The sequence below is a fragment of the Streptomyces sp. Isolate_45 genome, assembly GCF_024721315.2.
In the GTDB taxonomy this organism is placed as follows: domain Bacteria; phylum Actinomycetota; class Actinomycetes; order Streptomycetales; family Streptomycetaceae; genus Streptomyces.
The window spans coordinates 1-13,005 of the sequence record NZ_JANFAK020000209.1 but is presented as its reverse complement, the minus strand read 5'-3'; the positions used below and the strand labels follow the sequence as shown (position 1 = coordinate 13,005).

7 protein-coding genes are annotated in these 13,005 nt (G+C 71.2%); 5 read left to right on the top strand and 2 right to left on the bottom strand.

Annotated elements, in window-relative coordinates; translation table 11 throughout:
* Positions 1-95 precede the first annotated feature (95 nt).
* Both NOD94_RS36800 and NOD94_RS36795 read right to left on the bottom strand, forming a co-directional pair.
* Positions 96-728, bottom strand: coding sequence for a response regulator transcription factor (locus tag NOD94_RS36800; RefSeq protein WP_281210586.1), 633 nt, complete (start codon positions 726-728; stop codon positions 96-98).
* Complete coding sequence (locus tag NOD94_RS36795; protein WP_281210587.1) at positions 721-2,007, bottom strand: sensor histidine kinase; 1,287 nt, start codon at positions 2,005-2,007, stop codon at positions 721-723. The genes NOD94_RS36800 and NOD94_RS36795 overlap by 8 nt, the downstream gene beginning before the upstream one ends.
* A 172-nt stretch (positions 2,008-2,179) precedes the next feature.
* On the opposite strand from NOD94_RS36795, the gene NOD94_RS36790 reads away from it, so the two are divergent.
* The 5 genes from NOD94_RS36790 to NOD94_RS36770 form a co-directional block, all read left to right on the top strand.
* On the top strand, positions 2,180-2,728 hold the full coding sequence (locus NOD94_RS36790; RefSeq protein WP_281210585.1) for a hypothetical protein: 549 nt from the start codon (positions 2,180-2,182) through the stop codon (positions 2,726-2,728).
* 4 nt (positions 2,729-2,732) lie between these two features.
* Positions 2,733-3,233 (top strand): PH domain-containing protein, encoded by a 501-nt coding sequence (locus NOD94_RS36785; protein ID WP_281210584.1) that lies wholly within the window; start codon positions 2,733-2,735, stop codon positions 3,231-3,233.
* Positions 3,230-4,786 (top strand): PH domain-containing protein, encoded by a 1,557-nt coding sequence (locus tag NOD94_RS36780; RefSeq protein ID WP_281210583.1) that lies wholly within the window; start codon positions 3,230-3,232, stop codon positions 4,784-4,786. Before NOD94_RS36785 ends, NOD94_RS36780 begins: the two co-directional genes overlap by 4 nt.
* 291 nt (positions 4,787-5,077) lie before the next feature.
* A complete protein-coding gene (gene asnB / locus NOD94_RS36775; RefSeq protein WP_281210582.1) occupies positions 5,078-6,922 on the top strand; it encodes an asparagine synthase (glutamine-hydrolyzing) in 1,845 nt (614 codons plus the stop codon).
* Between the two features lie 277 nt (positions 6,923-7,199).
* The coding region (locus NOD94_RS36770; protein WP_281210581.1) for a type I polyketide synthase at positions 7,200-13,005 on the top strand (5,806 nt) is incomplete at its 3' end.

Sequence of the window (13,005 nt, the reverse complement as noted above, 5' to 3'; positions counted from 1 at the left end):
CGTGCGACCCCGGGCGCCCGGCCCCCGCGTCGTGCCGTCGGCGTCCCGCCCGAAACCCCCGGTGCGGTCGGCCCCGCCGCCCGCAGGCGCGTCCGTCAGGGCAGCAGGCCCCGCTCCAGGGCGGCCATCACCGCCGCCGTGCGGTCCGACACCGACAACTTCTTGAACGACCGCAGCAGGTGCGTCTTGACCGTCGCCTCACTGATGAACAACCGGCGCCCGATGTCCGCGTTGGTCCGGCCCTGCCTGACCAGTTGCAGCACCTCGCGTTCCCGTTCCGACAACACCGGCTGTTCCACCACCCGCGCCCGGAACAGCTTCGGCGCCAGCGATGGCGTCAGCACCGTCTCACCGCGGGCCGCCGCCTTCACCGCCTGCACCAGCTCGTCCCGGGAACTGCCCTTGAGCAGGTATCCTGCCGCGCCCGCCTCCACCGCGCGCAGGATGTCGGCGTCGTCCTCGTACGTGGTCACGATGACCACCTTGGTCCGCGGCGACTCCCGCAGGATGTGCCCCGTCGCCGCGACCCCGTCCATCGCGCCCATCCGCAGGTCGAGCAGGACGATGTCCGGCTTCAACCGGCCGGCCTGGAGCACCGCCTCCTCACCCGAACCGGCCTGGCCCACGACCCGGATGCCCTCGTCGAGCTCCAGCATGGCGGACAGGCCCTCCCGGACCACGGGATGGTCGTCGGCGAGCAACACCCCGATCGGCTCGCGCTCACTCATCGTCCGGCTCCTCTCCCACCGGGCCCAGCGGCACCGTCATCTCGATGGTCGTGCCCGCTCCGGGGTCGCTGTCGATCTGCACCATGCCGCCGATCTCCCTCACCCGGGCCCGCATCCCGCGCAACCCGAAACCGCCGCGCGCGCCGTTCCCGCCGTCCTCGGCGCCGCCGGCCGGCGGGGCGCCGCGCCAGGCCTCCGCGTCGAATCCCGCGCCGTCGTCGCGGACCACGAGCCGGACCGCCTCCGGCGCGTACGCCACCAGTACGTCCACCCTACGGGCCTCCCCGGCGTGCTTGCGCACGTTGGCGAACGCCTCCTGCGCCGAGCGCAGCAGCACCACGCTGACGGCCATCGGCAGCGGCTGCTCCTCGCCCCGGGCCGTGCACCGCACGGTCAGGCCCGTCTCCTCCATCAGCAGGTCGGCCTGCCGGCGTACGGCCTGCATCAGGGAGCTCTCCCGCAGCGCCGGCGGGGTCAGCTTGGAGACGAAGCCGCGGGCCTCGTCCAGGCTGTCCCGGGCGACCCGCCCGGCCAACCCGAGCCGCGACCGCGCCCGCTCGGGATTGACCGCGACCTCGGACTCGGCCGCCTGCACCAGACTGATGATGCTGGTCAGGCTCTGCGCCAGGGTGTCGTGGATCTCCCGCGCGAGGCGCTCCCGCTCGGCCGAGATGCCGGCCTGGTGGGACAGGTGGGCCTCCCGCTCCCGGCTGCGCCGCAACTCATCGATCAACACGGCACGTTCCGAACTCTGCTGCACCACGCGGGTGATCCACACCCCGAGCAGCACCGACAGGGCGGTGCCGAGCAGCGAGATGGGCAGCACCGAGAGGATGTGCGGGTCGAACTGGCCGCCGCGCAGCCACACCACCGTCACCGGCCACAGGTTGGCCAGGACGACCAACACGATCGCGGGCGGCATCGGCAGGCTCATCATGAGCATGGGGACCACCGCGAACAGCGCGAAGGATCCGCCGAGGTCGAGGGTGCCGGAGAACGCGAACAGCAGGAACAGGCCGGCGGCGAACACGAAGTTGCGCCGACCGTGCGTCCGCCGGATCATCGGTTTGCGACCGAGACCCGCGTACCAGGGCACGATCAGCGTCAGCGCGCCGATGGCGAAGGCCCGGCGGACCTGATCCTCGTCCGAGGTGAACAGCAGAACGACCGTGACGAGGTAGGAGACGGCGAAATAGCCGTCCCACAGACCGAACCAGCGGACCCCCGAGTCCAGCCCGCGTCCCCGGACGTTACGCGGAACGTCCTCCTGCGTGTACATGTGCACGGAACCAGTCCTACCACGAGCCCTACCGGTGTCCGTCGATCGGTTGACAGCCGCGCCCACCGATCGGTCGGCACCGGGCGCGCGCGCCCCGCCCTACGTTGGAGGCAGCGGAAGGGATCCGCGACGACGGGTCGTCGCGGACATCGGGAAGGACGGGGTTGTTCACGTGGGCCAGTTCACGACGGCGCTCCTCACCTGCGGAGCGATCCTGGCCGTCATCCTCGCGACCGACTCCGGCAGCCGGCGCGTCACCCGCGTGAGGATCGCGTGCCCCCCACTGGTGGCCGTGCTCGTCATCGGTGCCTGCGTACACTCCTTTCCGACGGCGGGCAACGACACGTCCCTGCACCTCGCCGGCATCGGGGTGGGAGCCATCTGCGGACTCGCGGCGGGCTCCCTGCTGCCGGCCCACCGGGCCCTCGCGGGAGACATCCGCAGCACCGGCGGCGCGGGCTACGCTGCGGTCTGGATCCTCCTCACCGGAGTCCAGATCCTCTTCGCGTACGGCTGCGAGCACTGGTTCGGGCCCCAGACGGCCCGCTTGACCACCGGCTACCAACTCAGCGGCAGCGAAGTGCTCGTGAGCGCGCTCGCGCTGATGTCGCTGTCGGCGGTGGCGGCCCGGACGGCGGTCCTGCTGTCCCGGCTGCGCGCCGTACGGGCCGCCACGGCAACGGACACCGACCGATCGACATCGTTCCAGGAACAAGGGTGACGCAGTGCTGCACAACGAAGAACTGAGGCTCCGTCCTCCTCGCAACCGGGTCGAGACCCGGGCCATCGGCTGGTGGACCCTCCAGTCGTCCCTCTTCGCCCTGCCGCTCCCGATCGTGTTCGGCGTGCTGTGGCTCACCATCGCGCCCGCACGCTTCGTGTTCGGACCCCTCTTCCTCGTCGCGCTCGTTCCCGGCCTCCTGTACATGGGCGTCATGCCGATGTGGCGCTACCGCGTGCACCGTTGGGAGATGACCGAGGAAGCCGTCTACGCCGCCTCGGGTTGGCTCTGGCAGAGGTGGCGGGTGGTTCCCCTCTCCCGCGTCCAGACCGTCGACATGCTCCGCGGCCCGCTCCAGCAGATGTTCGGACTCTCAGGGATCACCGTCACCAGCGCCTCCTCCGCGGGCGCCGTGAAGATCAAGGGGATCGACCATCGGACCGCCACCGAACTCGTGGAGCAGCTGACCACGTCCACCCAGGCCGTACCGGGAGACGCCACGTGACATCGGACACCGCGGTACGACAGCAGGAGCACGCCGAGAGCGACGGCTGGGGGCGCCTCAACCCCCGACTGTTCCTCGTCAATCTCAGCGTCGTGGCCACACCGCTGGCCACCTTCGCCGCCACCACCCTGATCACCGGCGAGATCACCCTCCAGGTCCTGATCACCTTCGCCTCGTTCCTCATCACCTGCCTCGTCATCTCCGGCATCAGCCTGATGCGCCTGCTCACCACCCGGTACCGCATCACCGAAGACCGGGTGGAGCTCCACAAGGGACGGTTCTTCCGCAGCGAGCGCTCCATCCCCGTCGACCGCATCCGCAGCGTCGACCTGACCGCCAACCCCCTCCACCGGATCTTCGGCCTCACCTCCCTGAAGGTCTCCACCGGCGACCAGGCCACCTCCGGCGGCGGGCTGTCCCTGGACGGCCTCAGCACCCACGACGCCGAGGCCCTGCGCCGCCGGCTGAGCGAACTCCGCCACGCCCGCCAGGGCCTGGAAACCGCCGACCCCGAAACCGACGCCACCCTCGCCGCGCTCGACTGGGCGTGGCTGCGGTACGCGCCGCTGACCCTGTGGGGCGTCGGCGGTGTCTTCATCGCCGTCGGCACCGTGTACCGCACGCTGCACGAGATGAAGGTCGACCCCCTCGAACTCGGCATCGTCAAGGACATCGAGGAGCGCTTCGGCTCCGTACCGCTCTGGTACGGCCTGCTGCTCGCCTTCGCCGTCATCGTCCTGACCGGCGTCGCCGGATCGACGGCCACCTTCATAGAGGGCTGGGGCGGCTACCACCTGGACCGCCCCGAGACGGGCATGCTCCGCGTCCGCCGCGGCCTGCTCATCACCCGCTCCGTCAGCATCGAGGAACAGCGGCTGCGGGGCGCCGAGGTGGCCGAGCCGCTGCTGCTGCGCTGGGCCGGCGGAGCCCGCCTCAAGGCCGTCGCGAGCGGCCTCGGCGACGAGGACGAGAACAGCAGCCGCAGCCGCCTCACCCCGCCCGTGCCCCTGGCCCTGGCCCGCCGGATCGCCGCCGACGTCCTCGGCGAGCGCGTCTCCCCGACCACCGAGGCGGACCTCGCACCGCACCCCCGCGCCGCCCTGCGGCGCAGGATCAACCGCGCCCTGATCTGGTCCGCCCTGATCGGCGCGCCCTTCATCGGGCTCGGCCTGTGGCTCACCCCCGTGCTCGTGCACACCGGCTGGATCACCGCCCTGGTCGTGTTCTCCGTCGGCCTGGCCTTCGCCTTCGACGCCTACCGCAACCTCGGCCACGCCGTCCACGGCCCCTACCTGGTCACCCGCGCCGGGACCTTCACCCGCCGCACCGCGGCCCTCCAGCGCGACGGGATCATCGGCTGGTCCATCACCCGATCCGTCTTCCAACGCCGGGCGGGCCTGCTCACCCTGGGAGCGGCCACGGCAGCGGGCAACGGCGTGTACAAGGTGCGCGACGTGGCCGTCTCCGACGGCCTCGCCTTCGCGGAGGACGCCGTACCCGGCCTGCTGGCCCCGTTCATCGAACGGGTCCCGGCGGGGGCCGGCAGACGGTAGCCCGACAGGCAGTCACCCGGCGGAGCCGGGCGTGCGGGGGAGGGGCGGTCCTGGTGGCCGCCCCTCCCCTTTTGTGTAGCGATACCTTCTTGTCGCAGCACCGGGGTTCCCTTTATTGGCGCTTTACCTCAGCCTCTCCGACCATGAACTCCCGTTACCTCGACTTGCCTTGCGCTTTGCGTTAGGGGCTCGTAGGGGATGTGGGCCGCCGTGGCCCGGACCTAGCGTCGAGGCCGACAGGCGCGTCCGTCGGGCGTCGAGAGGAAGCGCCGCGAGACTGAGGAGCACCACATGTGCGGCATCGCCGGCTGGATCGCCTACGACCGGGATCTGGCCCAGGAGTCCACGACCCTGGACCACATGGTCCGGACGCTGACCGGGCGCGGGCCCGACGCCGGAGGCAGGTGGATCGAAGGCCCCGCCGCCCTCGGCCACCGACGGCTCGCCGTGATCGACCTGGTCGGTGGTGTACAACCCATGCACGCCACCACCCCCGACGGCCGTGTCGCCCTCACCTACAGCGGCGAGGTGTACAACTTCGTCGAGCTCCGCCAGGAACTGCGCGGACGCGGCCACCACTTCCGCACCACCGGCGACACCGAGGTCGTGCTCAACGCCTACCTGGAGTGGGGCGAGGCCATGGCCCCGAAGCTCAACGGCATGTACGCCTTCGCCATCTGGGACGCCCGCACCCGCAAACTGGTCATGATCCGCGACCGGATGGGCGTCAAGCCGCTCTTCTACCACCCCACCACCGACGGCGTGCTCTTCGCCTCCGAACCCAAAGCGATCTTCGCCAACCCGCTGGCCAAGCCCATCGTCAGCGCCCGCGGCCTGCGCGAGTTCGTCGCCTTCAACCGACCGCCCGGCGAAACCATCTGGGACGGCGTACAGGAAGTGGTGCCGGGCACCGTCGTCACCGTCGACCGGGCCGGCATCCGAAGCCACACCTACTGGCGGCTGGAAAGCCACGAACACACCGACGACCTCCACACCACCGTCGAACACGTACGGGAACTCCTCGACGACAGCGTCGGCCGCCAACTCGTCGCCGACGTCCCCACCTGCGTCCTGCTCTCCGGCGGCCTCGACTCCAGCGCCGTCACCGGCATCGCCGCCGAACACCGCGCCGCCCAGGGCCTACCCCTGCACACCTTCGCCGTGGACTTCAGCGGAGAGTCCGACGACTTCGTCCCGACCGGCGTCCACGGCAGCCACGACGCCTACTTCGCCTCCGCCATGGCCCGCCACGCCGGTACCGAACACACCGACATCGTGCTCAGCCCCGCCTCCGTCGCCGACCCCGAGGTACGCCGCCAGGTCGTCATCGCCCGCGACAGCCCGGCGGGCCTCGGCGACATGGACGTCTCCCTCTACCTCCTGTTCAAAGCCATCCGCGAACGGTCCACCGTCGCCCTGTCCGGCGAAGCCGCCGACGAGGTCTTCGGTGGATACGGCTGGCTGCACAACCCCACCGTCCAGGAAAGCGACACCTTCCCCTGGATCACCGCGGGCATGATCGGCGCCACCCCCAACACGCAGCCCGTCGAGATGTACAACCTCGACACCCTCATCGCGCTCAACCCCCTGGAAACCGTCGCCGACAACTACGCCACCGCCCTCGCCGAGATCGGCCGCGTCGACTCCGAGACCCCCCACGAACAACGCATGCGTGTCATGTCGTACCTGCACCTCACCCGCTTCCTGCGGATGATGCTCGACCGCAAGGACCGCATGAGCATGGCCGTCGGACTCGAAGTCCGCGTGCCCTTCTGCGACCACCGCCTCGTCGAGTACGTCTACAACACGCCCTGGTCGATGAAGACCTACGACGGCCGGGAGAAAAGCCTGCTGCGCAGCGCCACCGAGAACCTGCTCCCGCGATCCGTGATCGAGCGGACCAAGAGCCCCTACCCCGTCATCCAGGACTGGCGCTACGCCAAGGCACTCCAGCAGAACGCCAAGGAACTCCTCGGCGACGACGGCCCCGTCTTCCAGATCGTCAGCCGCGACTGGCTCGGCGAAACCGTGCTGGCAACCCCCGAGAGCCTGACCCCGGCCGCCCGCAACGGACTGGAACGGGCCCTGGACACCGCGATCTGGCTGGACGTCTACCGACCCGAGATCCGCATGTAGCACCGTGGCCGTCGCGAACGAGCACGGGCCGGCGGGGGAACACCCCTGCCGGCCCGCACCCGTCTCCGACGGCCACGGAAACCGATCCCCGGAATTCTTGCAATTGCCCCCACTCCAAGGGCATTATGATCCGGTCGCACACGCATATTCATCGCGCATTCCGCAGCGCCACCGCATAGGGGCCCCTAGGGGCCCGTTAGGGGTTTCTGCGGCACCTTTCACGTGCCAGGGTCATAACCGGTCTTAGGTTTCTCTGCACGGAGTGATGGAGCGCGCGATGTTGAACGAATCCCAGGATTTCGCGGACGAAATCGACGGCGCCCCCGAGGCCGGCGGAACCCAGGACGTCAGCAGCGGCGACAGCCCCGAACGGTGGCGCGAACACCTCACCGGCCTCACCGAGGGCGAGCAGCACACCGCCCTGCTCGACTGGGTCTCCACCCTGGTGATCGCCGCGCTCCGTGACAACGCACCCACCGCGCTCGACGCCCACCGCTCCTTCCTCGACCTCGGCTTCGACTCCCTCGCCGCCGTCGACCTGCACGCCCGCCTCGTCGCCGGCACCGGCCTGCGGCTACCCGTCACCCTGGCCTTCGACCACCCCACCCCCGCCCACCTCGCCCGTCGGATCCACACCCTGCTCCTGGGCCTGACCACCCCCGCCGAAACCCCCGTCACCGCGGCCATCAGCAGCGACGAGCCCATCGCCATCGTCGGCATCGGCTGCCGGTTCCCCGGCGACGTGCATTCCCCCGAAGCGCTCTGGGACCTCGTCGCCACCGGCACCGACGCCATTTCCGAATTCCCCACCGGACGCGGCTGGAACCTCGACTCCCTGTACGATCCGAACCCCGACAGCCCCGGCACCACCTATGCGCGCGAAGGCGGATTCCTCCACGACGCCGACCAATTCGACGCCGCATTCTTCGGAATCTCCCCCCGCGAAGCCATGGCCATGGACCCGCAGCAACGCCTGCTGCTGGAAACCTCCTGGGAGGCCTTCGACCGGGCAGGAGTCGACCCCGCCCGACTCCGCGGCGGCCAGGTCGGCGTCTTCGTCGGCGCCGAAACCCAGGAATACGGCCCCCGCCTGGAGGACGCCACCGACGGGTTCGAGGGCTACCTCCTCACCGGCAACGCCGCGAGCGTCGCCTCCGGCCGCATCGCCTACACCTTCGGCTTCGAAGGCCCCACCGTCACCGTCGACACCGCCTGCTCCTCCTCCCTGGCCGCCCTCCACCTCGCCGTCCAGGCCCTGCGCACCGGCGAATGCTCGATCGCACTCGCCGGCGGCGTCGCCGTCATGGCGAGCCCCGGCTCGTTCGTCTCCTTCAGCCGCCAGCGCGGCCTCGCCCCCGACGGCCGCTGCAAGCCCTTCGCGGCCGCCGCCGACGGAACGGCATGGGGCGAAGGCGCCGGCATGCTGCTCGTGGAACGCCTCTCCGACGCACGCGCCAACGGCCACCGCGTCCTGGCCGTCGTCCGCGGCACCGCCATCAACCAGGACGGCGCCAGCAACGGCCTGACCGCACCCAGCGGCCCCGCCCAGCAGCGCGTCATCCGCCAGGCACTCGCCAACGCCGGCCTGTCGGCCGCGGAAGTCGACGCCGTGGAGGCGCACGGAACCGGCACGACCCTCGGCGACCCGATCGAGGCCCAGGCCCTGCTGGCCACCTACGGCCAGGACCGCCCGGCGGACCGACCCCTCTGGCTGGGCTCCCTGAAGTCGAACATCGGCCACACCCAGGCCGCCGCCGGCGTCGCCGGCGTCATCAAGATGGTCATGGCGATGCGGCACGGAGTCCTTCCCCGCACCCTCCACATCGACGAGCCGACCCCGCACGTCGACTGGGAGGCCGGAGCCGTCAACCTGCTGACCCGACCCGTCGAATGGCCCACCACCGACACCCCGCGCCGCGCAGGCGTCTCCTCCTTCGGCATGAGCGGCACCAACGCACACGCCATCATCGAAGAGCCGCCGGTCGAGGACCGTGAGCGAGAAACGCAAACGCCGCAGGACACCGGGGACCAGCCGACCGAGCACCCGACCGGGCACCCGGCCGAGCCGGTCGCCGGCCCACTGCCCTGGACCCTGTCCGCCAAGACCCCCGAAGCCCTGCGCGCCGCCGCCCGCCGCCTCGCCGACTGGCTCGACACCCGCCCCGACACCGACCCCCTCGACATCGGCCACTCCCTCGCCGCCACCCGCGGCCGCTTCGACCAGCGGGCCGTGATCCTCGGCGACGACCGCACCGCACTCACGCACGGCCTGCGCGCCCTCGTCGAAGGGGCCGAAGCACCCTCCGTCATCCACGGCGAACCCGCCACCGGACGCCTCGCCGTCCTGTTCACCGGCCAGGGCAGCCAACGCCTCGGCATGGGCCGCGAACTGTACGACACCTACCCGGTGTTCGCCGACGCCCTCGACGACACCTGCTGGTACCTCGACGAACAACTCGAACACCCCCTCCTCGACGTCCTGTTCGCCGAGGAAGGCACGCCCGAAGCCGCCCTCCTCCACCAGACCGGCTACACCCAACCCGCACTCTTCGCCATCGAGGTGGCCCTCCACCGGCTCATCGAATCGTGGGGCGTCAAGCCCGACTTCGTCGCCGGCCACTCGGTCGGCGAAATCGCCGCCGCACACGTCGCGGGCGTGTTCTCCCTGGAAGACGCCTGCGCCCTGGTAGCGGCACGCGGACGCCTGATGCAGGCCCTCCCGGCGGGCGGCGTCATGATCGCGGTCCAGGCGTCCGAGGACGAGGTCCTGCCGCTACTGACGGACCGCGTGAGCATCGCCGCCGTCAACGGCCCGCGATCCATCGTGATCGCCGGCGACGAGGACGCCGCGACCACCCTCGCCAAGGCCTTCGAGACACAAGGCCGCAAGACCAAGCACCTCACCGTCAGCCACGCCTTCCACTCCCCGCACATGGACGGCATGCTTGACGAGTTCCGCCGCATCGCCCAGGTCATCGACTACGCCCCGCCCGCCATCCCCGTCGTCTCCCTCCTCACCGGAACCACGGCCACCGCCACCGAACTGGCCGACCCCGAGCACTGGGTCCGCCACGTCCGCGAAGCCGTCCGCTTCCTCGACGGAGTACGCACCCTCCAGACACGCGGCGCCGACTCCTTCCTGGAACTCGGCCCCGACCCCGTCCTCACCGCCCTGGCACAGGACTGCCTGCTCACCGATCCGCAAGGCCCCCCGACCCAGGCCTTCGCCGCAGCGCTGCGTACCGGCCGCGACGAACCGGCCACCCTGCTCGATGCCGTCGCCCGCATGTTCGTCCGGGGCGCGGCGGTCGACTGGAGCGCCCTCTACACCGGTAGCGGCGCCCGGCGCGTCGAGCTGCCGACGTACGCCTTCCAGCGACAGCGGTACTGGATGGACGCCCGCACCCCCACCGCCGAGCCCGCCACGGCACCCGCGCACCGGACCGACCCGGCCGACAGTGCGTTCTGGGACGCGGTCGAGCTCCAGGACGTGGCCGCGCTCGCCGCCACCCTCGAACTGGACGCGGACGGCGAGCAGCCGCTGACCGACGTCGTCCCCGCCCTGTCGGCCTGGCGCCGCCGCGTACGGACCCGGTCCACGGTGGACGGTTGGCGCTACCGCGACGCATGGAAGCCGCTGACGGATGCGGGTGCGGGTGCCGGTGCCGGTGCCGGTGGGCGGTTGTCCGGGTCCTGGCTGGTGGTGGTTCCGTCCGAGGGCGTGGACGACACGGCCGTGGTGGGTGCGCTGGTCGGGCGCGGGGCCGAGGCCCAGCGTGTGGTGGTGGAGTCCGGCACCGATCGGGAGGCTCTGGCGGGGCTGCTGTCCGGTGCGGGGGCTGTGGCCGGTGTGGTGTCGCTGCTCGCCCTGGATGAGGCCGCCGGTGTCGCTGCGACGGCGGCTCTGGTGCAGGCGTTGGGTGATGCCGGGGTGGGGGCGCCGTTGTGGTGCCTGACGCGTGGTGCGGTGAGTGTGGGTCGTTCGGATCGGCTCGTGTCGGCGGTTCAGGCGCAGGTGTGGGGTTTGGGTCGGGTGGCCGCTCTGGAGGTTCCGGAGCGTTGGGGTGGTCTGGTGGACCTTCCCGAGGTGTGGGACGAGCGGGCGATGAGCCGGCTGGTGGGTGTCCTGGCCGGTGGTGCTGCTGGTGAGGATCAGGTCGCGGTTCGTTCCTCCGGTGTCTTCGGGCGTCGTCTGGTGCGTGCGGTGGCCGGTGATGCGGGTTCTTGGGCGCCGTCCGGGACGGTCCTGGTGACCGGTGGTACGGGCGCCCTGGGTGGTCGGGTCGCGCGGTGGCTGGCCGGGGCGGGTGCTTCGCGTCTGGTGTTGAGCAGCCGTCGGGGCGCGGACGCGCCCGGGGCTGCCGAGCTGGTGGCGGAGTTGTCGGGGCTGGGTGTGGAGGTTTCGGTGGTGGCGTGTGACGCCGCCGACCGGGATGCGCTGCGTCTGGTCCTGGCGGCCGAGGCGGACACGCTGACCGCGGTCGTGCACACCGCCGGGATTCTCGATGACGGGGTGTTGGATGCGCTGACGCCGGAGCGGTTCGAGAGCGTGTTGCGGGCCAAGGCGGTCTCCGCGCTCAACCTGCACGAGCTGACCGTCGAGCTCGGCATCGAACTCTCGGCGTTCGTGTTGTTCTCCTCGATGAGCGGGACCGTGGGTGCGGCAGGTCAGGGCAACTACGCCGCCGCGAACGCATACTTGGATGCCCTGGCCGTGCAGCGCCGCGCGGCCGGTCTGGTCGCGACGTCGATCGCTTGGGGTCCGTGGGCCGACGGCGGTATGGCCGCCGACGAGGCGATGGACGCCCGGATGCGCCGCGAGGGCGTGCCGCCCATGGCCCCGGACGCGGCGATTGCCGCTCTGGCACAAGCCGTGGGTGCCGGTGAGACCTCCCTCACCGTCGCCGACATCGACTGGGACCGCTTCGCGGCCGTCGTGGCCGCCGTCCGACCCAACCCGCTGGTCCTCGACCTCCTCACCGCCGCGGCCACGGGCGAAGCCGCGATCACCGGACACGGCACCGTCGTGACGGGCGCCGACGTCGCGGGAGCCACGTTCGCGAAGCTCGCCGAGCTGCCTCGGGCCGAGCAGGACCGGGAGCTCCTCGCCCTGGTCCGTACGCAGGTCGCCGCCGTCCTCGGACACGACGGATCGGACGCCGTCGGCGCCGAACGCGCCTTCAAGGAGCTCGGGTTCGACTCCCTGACCGCCGTGGACCTGCGCAACCGTCTGGGCGCGGCCACCGGACTGAAGCTCCCCACCACCCTCGTCTACGACTACCCGACCTCATCGGCGCTCGCCGAGTACCTGCGGGGCGAACTCGGGGGCAGCGGGACGCCGGTCGCGGACTCCGCACTGCCGACGCCCGCGCCGACCGACGCCGATCCGATCGCGATCGTCGCGATGAGCTGCCGCTTCCCCGGCGGTGTCCGCACACCGGAAGACCTCTGGCAGTTGCTCGCCCGGGGCACGGACGCGGTCGCCGAATTCCCGGCCGACCGCGGCTGGAACCTCGACGCCCTCTACGACGCCGATCCGAGCTCGCAGGGCACCTCGTACGCCCGCGAGGGCGGATTCCTCTATGACGTCGCCGACTTCGACGCCGACTTCTTCGGCATCTCGCCGCGCGAGGCCCTCGCCATGGACCCGCAGCAGCGCCTGCTGCTGGAAACCTCGTGGGAGGCGTTCGAGCGCGCCGGCATCGACCCCGCCGTCCTCAAGGGCAGCCGGGCGGGCGTCTTCGTCGGCACCAACGGCCAGGACTACCTCTCCCTGGTCGCGGGCGAGGCCGACGGCCTTGAAGGCCACGTCGGCACGGGCAACGCCGCGAGCGTGGTCTCCGGTCGTCTCTCCTACGTGTTCGGGCTGGAAGGCCCGGCCATCACGGTCGACACCGCCTGCTCGTCGTCGCTCGTCGCCCTGCACCTGGCGGTGCAGGCGCTCCGTCAGGGCGAGTGCTCCATGGCGCTCGCCGGCGGTGTCACCGTGATGTCCACCCCCGATGCCTTCATCGACTTCAGCCGTCAGCGGGGGCTTGCCGCCGATGGTCGGATCAAGGCGTTCGCGGCGGGTGCGGATGGTA

Excerpts from the sequence above, each read along its gene's own strand:
- NOD94_RS36800 (WP_281210586.1), bottom strand. The coding sequence starts at position 728 with ATGAGTGAGCGCGAGCCGATCGGGGTGTTGCTCGCCGACGACCATCCC.
- NOD94_RS36795 (WP_281210587.1), bottom strand. The coding sequence starts at position 2,007 with ATGTACACGCAGGAGGACGTTCCGCGTAACGTCCGGGGACGCGGGCTG.
- asnB (WP_281210582.1), top strand. The coding sequence starts at position 5,078 with ATGTGCGGCATCGCCGGCTGGATCGCCTACGACCGGGATCTGGCCCAG.